Below are 15,942 nucleotides of genomic sequence, written 5' to 3'. Positions count from 1 at the left end.
CATCGCTGCTCCTTGCAGCGACGGTGCCATATGATGCTTCTGGAGGATGGATGATCCGAAAACGCCTGCTGTGCATTACTCCCAATGAATCCGACGCCGACGACCTGCTCGACGCAGCCATGGGCGATTGGGAGATTCGCAGTGTGCCAACCCTGGCCGATGCCGCCCGCGAACTGCGCAGCCAGCGCTACCTGGTCGGGCTGCTGGTGCACGACCGCGAAGCGTACCGGTCGGCCGAGCTCGATACCTTCCTGCGCCGCCACGGTCACATGCAGTGGGTCGGCGTTTTCCGTCCGCGCGACCTGGAAAGCGCACCCTGCCGCGACCTGGTGGTCGAACACCTGTGCGATTACCACACGGCGCCGGTCGATCCGGTGCGCCTCGCCCACACACTCGGCCATGCGCACGGCTGGGCCATGCTGCGCCGCCGTACCGAGCCGGCCGCGGCGGACGGGGACGCGCGCTCGCCGCTGATCGGCAACTGCGACGCCATCGTGCGCCTGCGGGCCCAGGTCGAGCGCGTCGCCAAGGTGGCGGCGCCGGTATTGATCTGGGGCGAAAGCGGCAGCGGCAAGGAACTCACGGCGCAGGCCGTCCACACCTACTCCGACCGCGCCGACGGCCCCTTCGTGCCGATCAACTGCGGCGCCATCTCGCCGACCCTGATCCACTCGGAACTGTTCGGCTACGAGCGTGGCGCCTTTACCGGCGCCACCAAGGGCAAGGCCGGCCTGATCGAATCGGCGCACGGCGGCACCCTGTTCCTGGACGAGATCGGCGACCTGCCGAAGGACCAGCAGGCCAACCTGTTGCGCTTCCTGCAGGAAAAGACCATCTGCCGCCTGGGCAGTACCCGGAACATCGCGGTCGATGTGCGCGTGGTGGCGGCATCGCACGTGCAGCTGCAGGAAGCTGTAGCAAAGGGCAATTTCCGAGAGGACTTGTATTACCGTCTCGCCGTGTTGCCGGTCACCGTCCCGCCGCTGCGCGAACGGCGTGACGACCTGGTGGTGCTGGCCGAACATTTCTTCAACCTGTATGCGAACGAAAAGTCGCCGCGCCTGAAGGGTTTTTCCAACCGCGCCATCGCCGCGATCCTGGAGCATACCTGGCCCGGCAACGTCCGCGAGCTCATCAACCGCGTCCGACGTGCGCTGGTGATGTCCGACGGGCGCTTCATCATGCCCGAAGACCTTGGACTCGGCCATTCCAGTTCGCTGATGGCGCCCGCGGCGCTGGACGATGCCCGCCTGCGCACCGAGCGCTCCGCGCTGCGCGAATGCCTCGACCGCAGCGGCCAGAATGTCAGCCGCGCGGCGCGCGACCTCGGCGTGTCGCGCACCACCATGTACCGCCTCCTGAGCAAGCACGGCATGCGTTCCTGACGCCTGTCATCCGGATTTCTATTACCGACGGCGCCGGCATCTTCCGCCGCGCCGGATTCGCCCGCCGCGACCCGCACGCGGCGGCAATTCTCGTTCCTCCAGCCTGCCACCAAGCCGAGCCCTCCTGACGCCCGGTCACATCGAAATATATCCTGCAATCATCCTTTTCGGCTTGTCCTACAGGTGTGTCGTCGCCCTTGTGACACAACTTTTCCGTGCATAGTAAGTTATTGATTTATATAGCAAATAACCGATTTTTACACTCGTAACAGGGTGTTACACGTGTCCAGAAAACTCTGTGTGTTGCCACACCCTTCGTTACACACCTGTACCACTTCTGTGACACTTAATCGGCATTTTCGGCAAATCGTATCAGACTGAGTCTGACATTCGTGTCGGATGAATCTGGCAAAGCCTTCAAAAACAAATACTTAGCGAACTCGACAGTATGGCTGGCACGTGTTGTGCAAAGTGAAAGAAGTCGGCGCTACAGCCGGCCTACTACCAACCAACACCCAGAGGGGAAACTCGAATGAACAAGACTTTGCTCGTGACCGCCATTTCGCTCGCTTTCTCGCTGAGCGCCCAAGCTGATGATTCCGTCGTTGGCCGCGGCGGCAGCACGGTCACGCAGAACACGACTCGTGCCACGGACAGCAACAACACCGCTACCGACAACAGCAACACCGGCAACACTGCCACCAACACCGCTACCGACAACAGCAACACCGGCAACACCGCTACCAGCAACAGCGGCAACACCGCCACCAACACCGACGGCAGCAACCGCAGCACCAACACCAGCACGATCACGACTGACAACAGCAATCGTTCGACGACCTCGACGGACAACAGCAACCGCTCGAATACCCAGGCCGACAACAGCAACCGTTCGACCACCCAGACCGACAACAGCAACCGTTCGACCACCGACAACAGCAGCCGCAACAACTCGAACCAGGGTAACGACAACAGCACCCGCACCGCCAGCACCACCACCAGCAACACCACCAGCACCAACGCGTCGAACCAGGGCAACGACAACAGCGCCCGCACCAACACCACGACGACCAACACCGACAGCAGCGACAACAGCTCGCGCACCACGTCGACCAACAACTCGAACCAGGGCAACGACAACAGCACCCGCACGACGTCGACCAACAATTCGAACCAGGGCAACGACAGCAGCTCGCGCACCAGCAACAACTCGAACCAAGGCAACAACAGCAGCAACAGCGGCAACACCGCGTCGAACTCGCAGACCGACAGCAGCAACCGCTCGGTGACCAGCACCGACAGCAGCAACCGCAGCGACAACAGCCAGCGCACCACCACCACCAACACCAGCACCAACAACTCGAACCAGGGCAACGACAACAGCCAGCGTACGGCCAACACCACCACCAACACCACGACCAACAACAACAGCTCGGGCCAGAACCGCAGCAGCGGCGACGCCGCAGCATCGGGCCTGGGCGCCGCAGCTGCCAACAACGGCGGCGATGCAAGCTCGTCGCTGGCCAACTCGTTCAACACCTCGACCGCCAACGCCACCAGCAACCTGAGCGGCTCGGTCTCGGGCAACACCGTGTCGAACATCGGTAACCAGGTCGTGAACAACGGCGGCGCCAACGGCGGCGCAGCCACGGCCGGCAACGGCGCCATGGGCACCAGCGGCAGCGTCGCTGCCACCGGCGGCGCCGGCGCGGCAGGCGGCAGCGCCGATGCGGCAACCGGTGCGGCAGGCGGCAACGCCACCAGCGCCGGCGCGACCGCGGGCGGTGCCACGGTCGGTTCGGCAACCGGCGGCGCAGGCGGCGCAGGCGGCCTGGCTTCGGGCGCCACCTCGGGTAACGGCGCATCGGGCGGCGCAGGCGGTTCGGGCGCAGCAGGCGGCGCAGCCGGCTCGACCGGCGGCGCAGGCGGTGCAGGCGCGGCTGGCGGCTCGTCGACCGGCGCTGCAGGCGGTTCGACCGGCGCGATTGCCGGCGGTAGCGGCGGCGCGACCGGCGGTGCCTGGGCCGGCACCGGCGGTGCAGGCGGCACCAGCGGCGCCGCCACCGGCGGTAGCGGCGCAGCAGGCGGCGCGGGCGGTGCAGGCGCAGCCGGCGCAGCCGGCGGCATGGGCGGCGCAGGCGGTTCGGGTGCGGCAGGCGGTACCGCCGGCAATGCCGGTGCCACCGCGTCGAACGGCGCTTCGGGTGCCCCGGCCAGCGCCGGCGGTTCCTACGCCAGCTCGGGCGCCGGCGGCATGCCGGGCACCGGCACTGAAGGCACGAACGGCACCGGCACCGGCGGCGCCAGCGGCACCGCGACCACGGGCGGCCTGAGCGCGACCGGCGGCGCAGTCACCAGCGGCGCCGGCACGGCGACCGCAGGTACCACCACCGGCGGCGCAGGCGGCGCGGGTGCAGCAGGTGCAGCCGGCGGTACCGGCGGCGCAGGCGGTGCAGGTGCAGCGGCCGGCGCAGGCGGCGCAGGTGCAATGGCTTCGAACGGCGCAGGTTCGGGTGCAGCTGGCGGCGCTGCCACCAGCGGTGCAGGCGGCGCAGGCGGTTCGCACTCGGCGACCGCAGGTGCCGGCGGTTCGACCACCGGCGGCGTCGGCGGTGCGGGCGGTGCAGGTGCTTCGGGCACCGCCACCGCAGGTGCCGGCGGTGCTGGCGCAGCAGGCGGCTCGGCTGGCGACACCGGCCTGGCTTCGAACACCTCGGGTTCGGGTGCAGCAGGCGGTTCGGCAACCACCGGTTCGGCGACCACCGGCTCGGCTACCTCGGGCGCCTCGACTGCCGGTAACGGCGGCACCGGCGGTTCGGGCGGCACCACCACCGGCGGCCGCGGCGGCGACCTGGCTGCCATCACCACCGGCTACGGCCAGGGTGGCATGGGCGGCGCAGCCACCGGCGGCATGGGCGGCTCCAACACCGTGAGCGGCGGCACCTTCAACATGTCGAACACGATGAACGGCACCGCGCAATCGGCTGCAGGCATCTCGGTGATCAGCCAGAACACCGGCATCTCCTCGATGGTCCAGCAGAGCGTGAACGTCCAGGCCAACATGAACCTGTAATCCGAGCTTGACTGCCGTGCCTCTTGCGAGGTGCGGCAGTTTTTTTTGTCGCAAGGGGGTAGAACATGCAGCATCCAGTCTCTCAACGCAAGGCGCTCCACGCCTGGGCCAAGCTTCAGGCCTTTGCAGCGCTCGTGACGCTTGCCTCCGCGGCCTCGGCCGCCACGGACCAGCCCGCAGACGCCCGCACGGCCGATGCGCGTTCGCTGTTCCGGGCCGAGTTCGGGATCAGCAGCGGCCACGAGGCGGTGCAGGCCACCCAGGACGACGGCAGCGCCAAGCTCGAGCGGCAACGTGGCGGCACCGATACCCATACCACGAACAACACCGCGAACCTTGAAGGCGGCGTCAACGGCAACAGCGCCGTCAACGTCATGACCGGTAACAACATCATCGATTCCGGTTCCTTTGCCAACATGTCCGGTATCCCGGTGGTCATCCAGAACAGCGGCGCCAACGTCCTGATCCAGAACGCCACCATCATCAACCTGCAGATGAAATGAAACGCAGCGCACTGTCACTCGCAACTCTCGTCACGTGCGCGCTCCTGGGATCCGCGGGCACCCAAGCGGCCGACATGTCGCTTGCCAGCGGTCCCACCTACCGCGTGCCGATGCACAGCCTGAAAGAACTCCGCTTTCTTTCCACCACCCGCCAGCAGTACGACTTCAGCTGCGGCTCCGCCGCGCTGGCCACCCTGCTGACCCACCATTACGGTTATCCGATCAGCGAAACCACCGCCTTCCAGGCCATGTGGGAACATGGCGACCAGGCCAAGATCCGCCGCGAAGGCTTTTCGCTGCTCGACATGCAACGCTACCTGGCGACCATCGGCTTCAAGTCCGACGGCTTCCGCCAGCCCCTCGACAAGCTGTTCGAGGCCAAACTCCCCGCCATCGTGCTGGTGACCGAAAAAGGTTACAACCACTTCGTGGTGATCAAGGGTGCCGACGACGGCCGCCTTCTGATCGGCGATCCGTCGGCGGGCACGCGCGCGATCACGCGCGAACACTTCGAAGCCATCTGGCCGACCAAGCTGCTGTTCGTGATCCACGAATCGCCGACCCGGCCGCAATTCAACCTCACCGCCGACTGGCGTGCCGCGCCGCGCGCGCCGCTCGATCAGGCGATGAGCCGCCTGGTGCTGGACATCAGCTCGCTGCCGAAGTTCGGACCGGGCGATTTTTGACAGGAGAATCCATGCGCACCATCCTCCAGATCGGATTGGCCGGCGCCGCCCTCGCCCTCGCCATGAACGGCATGGCGGCCCCGGCCGATGCGGCCCCGCGCGCCGCCGCCGGCTTCAGCGACGCGAATGCCGTCGCGCCGGCCTCGCTGGACGACTACCGCGGCGGCTTCACCGACCCGAGCGGCCTCGCCGTCTCGCTGGGGATCGACCGCATCGTCACCGTCAACGGCAACGTGGCGGCGACCACCAGCATGAACTTCGGCGATCTCGGCAGCCTTGCCGCCGGCAGGACCACGCTGTCGCCTGAAGCCGCGAACCAGTTGAACCTGATCCAGAACGGCAACGGTGTCTTCAACGTCCAGCTCGGCTCCGGCGCCATGGGCGGTACCGTGATTCAAAACAGCCTGAACAATCAGATTATTAATAATGCAACTATAATAAACGCCAGTGTCGACACCCGGGGCATGCTGCAAGCCATGAACTTCCAGTCGACACTGTCGAACGCACTCAACACCGCCGCGACCGGAAGGTGACGGCACAACCGGAGCAAGAAAAGATGCAAAAAATTCCAGCGCTGTACAGCGTGATTGGGCTCGCAGCGGCCCTAGCCTGTATTCCGGCCGGCGCGCAGACCGCGCCCGACCTGGCCGCGCAGTTGAAAATCATGCGACAACAGCTGGAAGAACAGCGCGCCCGCGTCGACGACCTCGAGCGCCAGTTGCGCGCCAGCGGCGTCAAGCCGCCCGTGGGCACGGCCAGCCCATCCCAACTCGAGCGACTGCGCGGCACCGGTCCGGTGGTCGGCACGGACTGGGCAGACAGCCCAGCACCAGGCGGCGCCGCGCCCGCGAACAGCGTTACCGCCGGCACGCCGCTTGATGTGCTGCGCGGGACCGGCGGTGCCGACGCGCCGCAGGCCGGCTTGCCGGCACCAGTCACCGGCAGCACCGCCGCGGCTGCGCCAGCGCCCCAGGGCGCCGTCGGCCGCGCGCCGGAACAGGCCCAGCAACGCCAGCCCGAAGTGGCGCCGATCTTCGAAACGCCGGGCGTCCTGACCCCGCATGGCAAGGTGGTGTTCGAACCGTCGATCCAGTACGGCTATTCGTCCAGCAACCGCGTGGCCCTGGTCGGCTACACCGTGATTCCCGCCATCCTGATCGGCCTGCTGGACGTGCGCGAAGTCAAGCGCAACAGCACGACCGGTTCCGCTACCTTCCGCTATGGCGTTGGCAACCGCTTCGAAATCGAAGCCAAGATTCCCTACGTCTACCGCAGCGATTCGACCGTCAGCCGCGAGATCTTCACCGGCACCGCCGCCGAGCGCGCCTTCCAGACCAGCGGCAAGGGCATCGGCGACGTCGAACTCGGCTGGCGCTACCAGTTGAACGACGGCGGCGTCGACAAGCCCTATTACATCGCCGGCATGCGCTTCAAGTCGCGCACCGGCCGCGACCCGTTCGAAGTCGTCACTGACTGCGCAAGCCGCTGCGTCGGCCAGAACGTCACCGGCACCGGCCTGCCGCTCGACCTGCCGACCGGCTCCGGGTTCTATTCGCTGCAGCCGAGCGTGACCTGGCTGCTGCCGTCCGACCCGGCGATCTTCTTCGGCACCTTCAGCTACACCAAGAACTTCAAGCGCGGCAATATCTACCGCACCGTGCTGAACGGCGAACGCGAGCTGCTGGGCGAAATCGATCCCGGCAACGTGTTCGGCTTCAACGTGGGCATGGGCCTGGCCCTGAACGAGAAGGCCTCGTTCAGTATCGGCTACGACCACAGCTCGGTGTCGCGCATGCGCCAGAACGGCCAGATCATCCCGGGCTCGGTGCGTATCCAGCTCGGTACGCTGCTGCTGGGCGGCTCCTATCGCCTGAGCAACAACCGCACGCTGAACCTGTCGGTCGGCGCCGGCATGACGCGCGATACGCCGGATGTCACCTTGATGGTGCGGATGCCGTTCAACCTGTGATCGTCACTGGACGCAACAAGAATCGATAGCACATGCACGTCGTCCCTGCGAAAGCAGGGACCCAGTTTCTGTTCGCGTTGAGGTAACGCTTGCAAACTTGGGTCCCTGCCTTCGCAGGGACGACGTTGTTTTATTGCGGAGCAGCTTGACGGCGCGAATCCGGTCGAGTGTCCCAACCCGGTTGGTGATACTGCTTCAGATGTAGTAGACCAGCGCCGCCAGCCCCACGATCAAGGCAACCTTGGTCGCCTTGTACGCCGTCTTGTTCCACGCCTTGTAACGGCGGCGATACTGCCCCATCACGTGCGAAATGCGGAACAGCTTGCTCACCAGGCCGGTCTGGTCGCCGGTTTCGTTCGGCGACGCCGCCGCCGTCATCATGGTGCGGCCGAGCCAGCGATTGACCGCCTGGGCCCAGCGGAAACGCATCGGGCGCTCGACGTCGCAGAACAGGATCACGCGGTCGCTGTCGCTGCCGTTGATGGCCCAGTGGATATAGGTTTCGTCGAAGATCACGCCTTCGCCATCGCGCCAGCTGTACGGCGTACCGTCGACGTCGATGAAGCAGCGGTCGTCGTTCGGCGTGGCCAGGCCCAGGTGGTAGCGCATCGAGCCGGCGAACGGGTCGCGGTGCGGGTTCAGCTTGGCGCCCGGCGGCAGTTCGGCGAACATCGCGGCCTTCACCGACGGGATATTTTTCAACAATGCATACGTGCGCGGGCACAGGCGCTCGGCCGACGGGTGGCTGGCGTCGTACCACTTCAGGTAGAAGCGCTTCCAGCCGGTCTTGAAGAAGGAGTTGAAGCCGGCGTCGTTGTTCTCTTCGGACGCCTTGATCTTCTTGAGGGCGAGCAGGTTTTCGGCTTCGTCACGGATGACTTGCCAGTTCTGCTGCAGCACCGCCAGTTCCGGGAATTCGCGCACCGGGATGTAGGGCGTGCTCGGCACCCGCGAGAACAAGTGCATGAAGATATTGATCGGTGCCATGAACGACGAGTGGTCGAACAGCTGGCGGCCGAACGGCAGACGGACCTTCCCGCGGAAATGGATGTGCAACACCGACAGGATGAGAAAACCGACCACTGCCCACTTCATTACGCCTCCGAACGCATTTCATCGAGGCGCAAGGATACCATAGGGCAGAAACAGGCGTGCACCACCGGTCTGCCGATTGGCGGACTGGCGGTGCAGTGGCGGCCCGGTGGCACAGTCTGTCGTGACTGAGCTACAAGCCGGTGAGGATTAATGCGTCAGGGAAGTTACGGCGTACCCTTTTTCGGCCAGCTGGCCACTCACGTTCTCGATCTGGTAATCCGGCAGGTCGGATGCATTGTCGTCGACTTCGACGGCACGTGCTTCGACTTCCCAGTCGGTGTTGGTCGCTTCTTCGGGGATGTTCTTCGTTTCCGGAACCACCAGGTAAGAGAATTTACCGTCGTGTTCGGCTCTGCGATAGACGTCCAGGCGCATAGTCGTTTTCCTTTATAAGCATGGCTGACGGATGACAGCCATCGGTAAGGTTGACGATAAGCCAAGTTTCCTCGAGCGTCTGTTAATGGACGCACACTGGATTCTCAACAACGCATTTACCGGCCCAGCACGCGCGACGGCAGCATGACGATCGCGCGCAGCAGTTCGAACACGGCCTCGACGCCGATGCCGACCAGGCGGAATGGCAGCAGGAGCAGCCAGAACACCGGATACAGCACCAGTGCCAGCAGCGCGAGTGGCCAGCACAGGAAGAGCAGGAACAGCCAGACCAGGAAACCCAGCATTGTTGGCTCCATCAGGGTGGGTTGGACGATGGGCTTACTGTAGGCGCGTCGACCGGGAGCGGCAACGTGGATGCGATGGATGGAAGGTGGGAACGATGAGTGGGGGAAATGCGGGGGCGAACGGTGCAGACACAGCCGTCGCCCTGCGCAGGGGCGACGGTTCCAGGCTAATAAACGTGGCCTGCAATCAGGCGAATGCGGCCTCGGCAGCCCGTTCTACCACCTGCTCTTCATACTTCGCCACCACCTCGGTCCGGATCGATGCTTCCAGCGAAGGAATCGACCCGCCCGCGCGGTAGGCAAAGCTCACCTGCACGATATCGCCCGGCTGCACGTCCAGCGCACGCGCCAGCGGCAGCGTCATGTAGTGGTTCAGCCAGTCGATCGTGGTGCCGCGCTCTTCGATGATCGACAGCACGTTCTTGGTGATGAAACGCAGCGCGTTCAGGCTGCCGGCCTTTTCGACCAGGAACTGGCCTTCCCAGGCGATCAGGGAATCGACCGGCTGGCTGAAGTCGAGGACGCTGTACACGCCCGGCTGGGCCAGCTCGACCGTGCCCGGGTAGACCACGTTGGTCGGCTGGAACTGGATGATCGGCGCGTGGAAGCCTTCGAAATCGTATTCGGCCTGCAGCGGCTGGACCGCCATGATGACCGCTTCCGGCAGGAACACAGGCAGCGGGCCGCCGAAGCGTGCCAGGTAGCGGCGCTTGAACGCTTCGATCACCTCGACCTGCTTTTCGCGCAGCATGCCGACGTGGATCATTTCGCAGATCACGATGTCGACCGGCTCCGGCGGCAGGTAGTCGAAGGCGTCGGCGTGCACGACCTCGACCTTATGGCCGTTCTCGTTCATCGCCAGGAAGCGGCGCGCCTCGCGCACCATATCCGGATTGAACTCGACGCAATACACCTTGTCGGCCTGCTGGGCCGCGAAGAACGAGAGCACGCCGGTACCGCCACCCAGTTCCAGCACCTTGGCGCCCGGCTTGACGGCGTGGAAGATCGCCGACTTGAAGCTGTGCATCCGGTTATGGTCCATCAGCATGTTGTGATGGTAGTGGACCGGGATGAATTGACCCAGGTAGCAGCTCTCGATTTCGCGTTCGTTCAGCATGGAATTCCTTTAGTGGAGGCCGCGTTATCGCTGGCGCCGTGTTATTGATCACGTAGCCATTATCGCCATGTCGAGAAAGAATTGATGCGTTGAGGAAACGAACTTTTCCGGTCCAGTTCGGCGCTTATGGGGGACCGGACCCGCCTTCAGCGCGTCAGCGCCTTGGCCAGTGAAGGGTGCTCGGCACGGGCGGCGATCTGGGCCGCGGTGAGGCCTTCGCCATTCTTGAGGCGGGGATCGGCGCCGTGCTCCAGCAGGAACCGCGCGGTCTCCTCCTTGCCTTCGCGCGCGGCCAGCATCAGCGGCGTGTAGCCGCCGCTGGCACGCAGCGACAGCGCGTCGATCTTCGCGCCGTGCTCCAGTAGCAGACCGGCGATGGCGTCGTCGCCGGCAGCGGCCGCATAGTGCAGCGGCGTCCAGCCCGGGCGGTTGATGGCCGCGCCCTTGGCGATCAGTGCCTCGGCGGCCGGGCGGTTGCCCTTGAAGGCGGCCATCATGAGCGCCGTGTTGCCGTTGATCGCCGGTGTGTCGACGCGGGTGCCGGGATGCTCGAGCACTGTCTGGAACACTGCCATCGACCCTTCGCGCAGGGCCAGGACCAGCGCCGGCTCGCCGCCGATCGGATTGGTGTCGTTGGGGTCGACCTGGGCGCCGAGCATGGTCTTGACCGTGCGCGCATCGTCCATCTGTACCGCGCGGAAGAAGTTGCTGACCTGGGCCGGGGTGGCCGCCATGGCCAGCGAGGCGGTGGCGGACAGCAGGATCGAATACAGCGCGCGGCGCAGCAGCATGGGTCAGTCCTTCGGCACGTTGAACAGGGTGTGGAAGTTCTCGGTCGTGCGGTCGGCAACTTCGCGCAGCGGCACGTCCTTCAGGGTCGCCAGGAACTCTGCCACGTGCGGCACGAAGCCCGGCTCGTTCATTTTGCCACGGTAGGGCACCGGCGCGAGATAGGGTGAGTCGGTTTCGATCAGGATCCGGTCCAGCGGCAGCGCCTTGGCCACGGCCTGCAGGTCTTTGGCGCTCTTGAAGGTCACGATGCCGGAGAACGAGATATAGAAACCCATCTCGATCGCCGCCTGCGCGACTTCCAGGCTTTCGGTAAAGCAGTGCATGACGCCGGCGACGCCGCCCTGCTCCACGCCGGCACCCTCTTCCTGCAGGATGCGGATGGTGTCGGCGCTGGCGGCGCGGGTATGGATGATCAGTGGCTTGCGGGTCGCGCGCGAGGCGCGGATATGGGTGCGGAAACGCTCGCGCTGCCACTCGAGGTCGCCTTCCAGCCGGTAATAGTCGAGCCCGGTTTCGCCGATGGCGACGATCTTCGGGTGATTCGCCATCTCGACCAGCTGCTCGACGCTCGGCTCCGGCGTGTCTTGGTAGTCGGGGTGGACGCCGACCGACGCATATATATGAGGATATTGCTCAGCAAGCGCGAGCACGCCAGGAAAGTCCGGCAGGTCGACCGACACGCACAGGGCGTGGGTCACCTTGTTCTCGGCCATCTTGGCGAGGATCTCGGGCATCCGGGCGGCGAGCTCGGGGAAATTGATGTGGCAGTGGGAATCGATATACATGCCGACATTGTACGCGAGCCCCGAATTGAAGGTAGGGTGGGCACCCTGTGCCCACGTGGGAGCCGCCATCGCGCATACGTCCGCGTGGGCACGTGGTGCCCACCCTACGCGACGCGCTTGCCCAGGATGATCAGGTCGCGCTCGATCCCATCCAGGTTCGCCACCCGCGGGAAATGTGCCCAGGTATCGAAACCATACTTGCGGAACAGGGCCAGGCTCGGTTCGTTATGCCCGAAGATGAACCCGAGCAGCGTATGCACGTTGACGTTCGGCGCGAACGCCATCGCCTGCTCCAGGCAATACTTGCCGATGCCCTTGCCGCGCCATGCTTCGGCGATATAGATCGACAGCTCGGCCGTGCCCGAATAGGCCGGGCGCCCGTAGAAATTCGAATAGGACAGCCAGCCGATCACTGCCGGGTTGTCCGCCGTGTCGGCGGCATCGTGGATCACCCACAGCGGGCGCCGTTCCGGGGTATGGTCGGCGAACCAGCCTTCGCGCGACTGCACGGTGATCGGTTCGGTGTCGGCGGTGACTTCGCGCGAGGCGATGGTGGAGTTGTAGATGTCGACGATGACGGGCAGGTCTTCGATGCGGGCGAGGCGGTGAACGTAGGACGGCATAAAAAAGAACGTGGAGGAATTAAAGCGTGTGGGTGGCGCGCGAGGAACGCAGTGCGGCACCCAGGATTTCTTCGATGCGCAGCTTGGCGCGCTGGCCGGTCTCGTCAGCCGGGAAATGCACGCCAATGCCCTGCGCCTTGTTGTTGTTGGCGCCGGCGGGCGTGATCCAGGCCACCTTGCCGGCGATCGGGTATTTGTTGGGATCGTCCATCAGCGACAGGATCAGGTAGATCTCGTCGCCGATCTTGTAGGGCTTGGTCGTCGGCACGAACATGCCGCCGTTCTTCAGGAAAGGCATGTAGGCGGCATACAGCGCCGCCTTTTCCTTGATGGCCAGCGACAGCACGGACGGGCGCGGTGCCTGCGCGGCGTTCGGGTCCACGGTCAAGCCGCTCATCGGATTCCTTTCATCGGTTCGGCGCAGCGGGGGTTGTCAGCTGCAGCACGCAGTGTAATCAAGCAACATGTCTTCTACAAACAGTTTCGGCGACAACGGGTGATCGGCCACTGCGCGGCGTTCGTTGGCGGACTTGATCGCGCGCATCAGCTTGGGCGTCGATATCCGGCCGGCCAGCGCCGCGAGTTCGCGCTGGTAACGCGGATAATAGCGGATCGTACCGGACAGCTTGTACGAAAATACGTCATAAAGCCAGCGCTGCTGCCATGCCACAAGATTCGCCAGCGGCGCCTTGCTCAGCTTGTCGGCGGCGCGCAACGCGCTATCGACGCTGGGTTGGGCCAGGATCTGCAGCAGCGTGTCCAGTTCCTCGCGGCTGCCGCTCTCGGCCTGGGCCAGGGCCGCCAGCGGCGCCCCGCCCTGTTCGCGCAGCCAGCCGTCGGCGTCGTTCACGCCCTGGGCCTGCAGCCAGGCCAGCGCGCTGGCGTGGTCGGGCGTCGGTAGCGCGAACTTGCGGCAGCGCGACAGGATCGTCGGCAGCAGCCGGTCGAGGCCGTTGGAAGCCAGCAGGAACACGGTGCCGGGCGGCGGCTCTTCCAGTGTTTTCAGCAGGGCATTGCTGGCCGGCATATTGAGCGCTTCGGCCGGGTACAGCACCACCACCCGCAAGCCCTGGCGGTGGGTCGAGATGTTCATGAAGTCGGCCAGGGCGCGCACCTGCTCGATCTTGATGTCCTTGGATGCGGTTTTCGACGATTTCGACTTCTTGTCGCCATCGCCGGCCGCCGCGTCGTCGCCGTCTGCCGCCGGCACCTCGTCTTCCAGCGCTTCCGGGCGCACACGCCGGTAATCCGGATGGTTGCCCTGGGCGAACCAGCCGCAGGAGGCGCAGGTACCGCAGGCCCGTCCGTCAGGGCGCACGTTTTCGCACAACAGGGCCTGGGCAAAGGCTTCCAGGAAGTCAGCCTTGCCGATGCCGGCCGGGCCGTAGAACAGGATCGCATGCGGCAGGCGCACGCGCATCTGTTGCAACTGGTCCCAGGCCTGCTCTTGCCATGGGTAGATCATGCCACTCAATCCAGTTTCTCCAGCGCTGACAAGAGCGCTTCACGCACGTCGTCGATCGACTGCGTCGAGTCGATCACCACGATGCGTTCCGGGGATGCCGCGGCGCGGCGCAGGTACTCGTTGCGGCAGCGCGCGAAAAAGTCGGCTTCTTCCTGCTCGAACTTGTCCAGCGTGCGGGTGGCGTCCAGGCGCGCGCGCGCCACTTCGAGCGGCACGTCGAACAGCAGGGTCAGGTCGGGCTGCAGATGCGGATGCACCCACTGTTCCAGCCCCTCCATCTTGGCGCGGTCCATGCCGCGGCCACCGCCCTGGTAGGCGAAGCTGGCATCGGTGAAGCGGTCGGACAGCACCCAGTCGCCGCGTGCCAGCGCCGGCTCGATCACCTGGGCGATGTGTTCGCGCCGGCTGGCGAACATCAGCAGCGCTTCGGTCTCGAGGTGCATCTTTTCGTGCAGCAGCAGGTCGCGCAGTTTTTCGCCGAGCGGCGTGCCGCCCGGTTCGCGCGAGGAAACCACGGTCTTGCCGGCGCGTTTCAGGTACTCGGTGATGAACCCGATGTGCGTCGACTTGCCGGCGCCGTCGATGCCTTCGAAGGTGATGAAACGCCCGCGCGCCTTGCCCGCCTGGTCACTACTATTCATGGTTGCTTCTTTTATTCATTTATTGATTGGAGCGCTTTTCGCTGCCGGCGCTACTGCGGATGTACTGGTCGACCGCCTTGTTATGCTCGTTCAGGTTGACCGAGAAATGGCTAGTGCCATCGCCGCGCGACACGAAATACAGGGCTTCGGTCTTGGCCGGCGCCAGGGCCGCCGCCAGCGACTGCACGCCCGGCAGCGCGATCGGCGTCGGCGGCAGGCCGGCGCGGGTATAGGTGTTGTACGGGGTGTCGGTCTCGAGATCCTTTTTGCGGATCTTGCCGTCGTATTTCGGACCCATGCCGTAGATGACGGACGGGTCGGTCTGCAGCAGCATCCCGGTCTTGAGGCGGTTCACGAAGACGCCGGCGATCATCGCGCGCTCGCCCTTCTGGCCGGTCTCCTTTTCCACCAGCGAGGCCATCACCAGCGCCTGGTACGGATCTTTGTAGGGCAGGCCCGGTTCGCGCTTGTCCCAGGCGGCGTTCAGGCGCTTCATCATCATCTCGTGCGCCTGCTTGTAGATGCTCAGGTCGCTGGCGTTCTTGGCGAACAGGTAGGTGTCCGGAAAGAACAGGCCTTCGGGGCCGTCGAACTTCGCATCCGCGCCTGCCACCTTGGCCAGCAGTTCCTGGTCGGTCAGCTTGGCGGTGTCGTGCTTCAGGTTGGGCGCGGCATCGACGGTCTGGCGCATCTGGCGGAAGGTCCAGCCTTCGATGATGGTCAGCGACTCCTGGGCGAACTCGCCGCGCACCAACTGGGTCAGCAGGCGCCGCGGCGAGGTATCAGGCTTCAGCTCATAGCTGCCGGCCTTGATCTGGCCGGCCTTGCCGGTCACCCGCGCCAGCACGCCGAACAGGAAAGTATTGACGGGCACGCCGGCTACTGCCATCTGCTGGGTGGCGCCGCCGACGCCGCTGCCGGGCGCGATCGCAAACGGGATGACCGCGGCGCTTGCGCTGGTCAGGGGCCGGCCGGCCCACCACTGGAAGCCGGCGACGGCCGCGACCGATACGATCACGCCCGATACGATGATTTTTTTTAAGAATGCCATGCTCGAGGGTTTGTTTTTACGCCGTCCCCGGCGCGATTTTGTCGACATCTCTATAATGAGCCCGTAATGATATAGCC

General features: G+C 65.0%; 17 protein-coding genes. 6 read left to right on the top strand and 11 right to left on the bottom strand.

Going from position 1 to position 15,942, the window contains the following annotated elements:
• Positions 1-50: 50 nt before the first annotated feature.
• From U1H99_RS10595 to U1H99_RS10570, 6 genes are all read left to right on the top strand, one after another.
• Positions 51-1,385: a sigma-54 dependent transcriptional regulator gene (locus tag U1H99_RS10595; RefSeq protein WP_323141693.1), complete on the top strand. Its 1,335-nt coding sequence runs from the start codon at positions 51-53 to the stop codon at positions 1,383-1,385.
• 532 nt (positions 1,386-1,917) lie between these two features.
• Positions 1,918-4,458, top strand: coding sequence for a beta strand repeat-containing protein (locus U1H99_RS10590; protein ID WP_323141692.1), 2,541 nt, complete (start codon positions 1,918-1,920; stop codon positions 4,456-4,458).
• A gap of 134 nt (positions 4,459-4,592) precedes the next feature.
• Positions 4,593-4,961, top strand: a complete 369-nt coding sequence (locus U1H99_RS10585; protein ID WP_323141691.1) for a hypothetical protein — start codon at positions 4,593-4,595, stop codon at positions 4,959-4,961.
• A complete protein-coding gene (locus U1H99_RS10580) occupies positions 4,958-5,647 on the top strand; it encodes a C39 family peptidase (protein ID WP_375341596.1) in 690 nt (229 codons plus the stop codon). The genes U1H99_RS10585 and U1H99_RS10580 overlap by 4 nt, the downstream gene beginning before the upstream one ends.
• Before the next feature lie 11 nt (positions 5,648-5,658).
• The gene (locus U1H99_RS10575) at positions 5,659-6,180 is read left to right on the top strand and encodes a hypothetical protein (RefSeq protein WP_323141689.1); all 522 of its coding nucleotides are present in this window, start codon (positions 5,659-5,661) and stop codon (positions 6,178-6,180) included.
• A gap of 23 nt (positions 6,181-6,203) precedes the next feature.
• A complete protein-coding gene (locus U1H99_RS10570) occupies positions 6,204-7,616 on the top strand; it encodes an acetate kinase (RefSeq protein ID WP_323141688.1) in 1,413 nt (470 codons plus the stop codon).
• Between the two features lie 195 nt (positions 7,617-7,811).
• Here U1H99_RS10570 and lpxO read toward each other — a convergent pair whose 3' ends face one another.
• The 11 genes from lpxO to mltG form a co-directional block, all read right to left on the bottom strand.
• Positions 7,812-8,711 (bottom strand): lipid A hydroxylase LpxO, encoded by a 900-nt coding sequence (gene lpxO, locus U1H99_RS10565; protein WP_141829941.1) that lies wholly within the window; start codon positions 8,709-8,711, stop codon positions 7,812-7,814.
• A 147-nt stretch (positions 8,712-8,858) separates the two neighbouring features.
• Positions 8,859-9,086 (bottom strand): DUF6139 family protein, encoded by a 228-nt coding sequence (locus U1H99_RS10560; RefSeq protein ID WP_141829939.1) that lies wholly within the window; start codon positions 9,084-9,086, stop codon positions 8,859-8,861.
• Between the two features lie 116 nt (positions 9,087-9,202).
• Positions 9,203-9,391 (bottom strand): hypothetical protein, encoded by a 189-nt coding sequence (locus tag U1H99_RS10555; RefSeq protein WP_323141687.1) that lies wholly within the window; start codon positions 9,389-9,391, stop codon positions 9,203-9,205.
• A gap of 187 nt (positions 9,392-9,578) precedes the next feature.
• On the bottom strand, positions 9,579-10,508 hold the full coding sequence (locus U1H99_RS10550; protein WP_323141686.1) for a class I SAM-dependent methyltransferase: 930 nt from the start codon (positions 10,506-10,508) through the stop codon (positions 9,579-9,581).
• A 146-nt stretch (positions 10,509-10,654) separates the two neighbouring features.
• Positions 10,655-11,299, bottom strand: coding sequence for an ankyrin repeat domain-containing protein (locus U1H99_RS10545; protein ID WP_323141685.1), 645 nt, complete (start codon positions 11,297-11,299; stop codon positions 10,655-10,657).
• 3 nt (positions 11,300-11,302) lie between these two features.
• A complete protein-coding gene (locus U1H99_RS10540; protein WP_323141684.1) occupies positions 11,303-12,085 on the bottom strand; it encodes a TatD family hydrolase in 783 nt (260 codons plus the stop codon).
• A 104-nt stretch (positions 12,086-12,189) separates the two neighbouring features.
• Positions 12,190-12,708 carry a GNAT family N-acetyltransferase gene (locus U1H99_RS10535; protein ID WP_323141683.1) on the bottom strand — a complete coding sequence of 173 codons (519 nt, stop codon included), beginning with the start codon at positions 12,706-12,708 and terminating at the stop codon, positions 12,190-12,192.
• Between the two features lie 19 nt (positions 12,709-12,727).
• Complete coding sequence (locus U1H99_RS10530; protein WP_141829929.1) at positions 12,728-13,105, bottom strand: PilZ domain-containing protein; 378 nt, start codon at positions 13,103-13,105, stop codon at positions 12,728-12,730.
• Positions 13,106-13,141: 36 nt separating this feature from the next.
• Positions 13,142-14,173: a DNA polymerase III subunit delta' gene (locus U1H99_RS10525; RefSeq protein WP_375341595.1), complete on the bottom strand. Its 1,032-nt coding sequence runs from the start codon at positions 14,171-14,173 to the stop codon at positions 13,142-13,144.
• Between the two features lie 5 nt (positions 14,174-14,178).
• Positions 14,179-14,814 carry a dTMP kinase gene (tmk, locus tag U1H99_RS10520; protein WP_323141681.1) on the bottom strand — a complete coding sequence of 212 codons (636 nt, stop codon included), beginning with the start codon at positions 14,812-14,814 and terminating at the stop codon, positions 14,179-14,181.
• A 19-nt stretch (positions 14,815-14,833) separates the two neighbouring features.
• The gene (gene mltG / locus U1H99_RS10515) at positions 14,834-15,865 is read right to left on the bottom strand and encodes an endolytic transglycosylase MltG (protein WP_323141680.1); all 1,032 of its coding nucleotides are present in this window, start codon (positions 15,863-15,865) and stop codon (positions 14,834-14,836) included.
• Positions 15,866-15,942 lie beyond the last annotated feature (77 nt).

It is taken from the genome of Massilia phyllosphaerae, from assembly GCF_034659755.1.
Lineage (GTDB): Bacteria > Pseudomonadota > Gammaproteobacteria > Burkholderiales > Burkholderiaceae_D > Telluria > Telluria phyllosphaerae.
This window is presented reverse-complemented; position numbering and strand designations above follow the sequence as displayed.

Coding starts and splice junctions, on each gene's coding strand:
- U1H99_RS10595 (WP_323141693.1), top strand. CDS start 51: ATGATCCGAAAACGCCTGCTGTGCATTACTCCCAATGAATCCGACGCC.
- U1H99_RS10540 (WP_323141684.1), bottom strand. CDS start 12,085: ATGTATATCGATTCCCACTGCCACATCAATTTCCCCGAGCTCGCCGCC.
- lpxO (WP_141829941.1), bottom strand. CDS start 8,711: ATGAAGTGGGCAGTGGTCGGTTTTCTCATCCTGTCGGTGTTGCACATC.
- U1H99_RS10535 (WP_323141683.1), bottom strand. CDS start 12,708: ATGCCGTCCTACGTTCACCGCCTCGCCCGCATCGAAGACCTGCCCGTC.
- tmk (WP_323141681.1), bottom strand. CDS start 14,814: ATGAATAGTAGTGACCAGGCGGGCAAGGCGCGCGGGCGTTTCATCACC.
- U1H99_RS10580 (WP_375341596.1), top strand. CDS start 4,958: ATGAAACGCAGCGCACTGTCACTCGCAACTCTCGTCACGTGCGCGCTC.
- U1H99_RS10570 (WP_323141688.1), top strand. CDS start 6,204: ATGCAAAAAATTCCAGCGCTGTACAGCGTGATTGGGCTCGCAGCGGCC.
- U1H99_RS10575 (WP_323141689.1), top strand. CDS start 5,659: ATGCGCACCATCCTCCAGATCGGATTGGCCGGCGCCGCCCTCGCCCTC.
- U1H99_RS10545 (WP_323141685.1), bottom strand. CDS start 11,299: ATGCTGCTGCGCCGCGCGCTGTATTCGATCCTGCTGTCCGCCACCGCC.
- U1H99_RS10560 (WP_141829939.1), bottom strand. CDS start 9,086: ATGCGCCTGGACGTCTATCGCAGAGCCGAACACGACGGTAAATTCTCT.
- mltG (WP_323141680.1), bottom strand. CDS start 15,865: ATGGCATTCTTAAAAAAAATCATCGTATCGGGCGTGATCGTATCGGTC.
- U1H99_RS10555 (WP_323141687.1), bottom strand. CDS start 9,391: ATGCTGGGTTTCCTGGTCTGGCTGTTCCTGCTCTTCCTGTGCTGGCCA.
- U1H99_RS10525 (WP_375341595.1), bottom strand. CDS start 14,173: ATGATCTACCCATGGCAAGAGCAGGCCTGGGACCAGTTGCAACAGATG.
- U1H99_RS10550 (WP_323141686.1), bottom strand. CDS start 10,508: ATGCTGAACGAACGCGAAATCGAGAGCTGCTACCTGGGTCAATTCATC.
- U1H99_RS10590 (WP_323141692.1), top strand. CDS start 1,918: ATGAACAAGACTTTGCTCGTGACCGCCATTTCGCTCGCTTTCTCGCTG.
- U1H99_RS10530 (WP_141829929.1), bottom strand. CDS start 13,105: ATGAGCGGCTTGACCGTGGACCCGAACGCCGCGCAGGCACCGCGCCCG.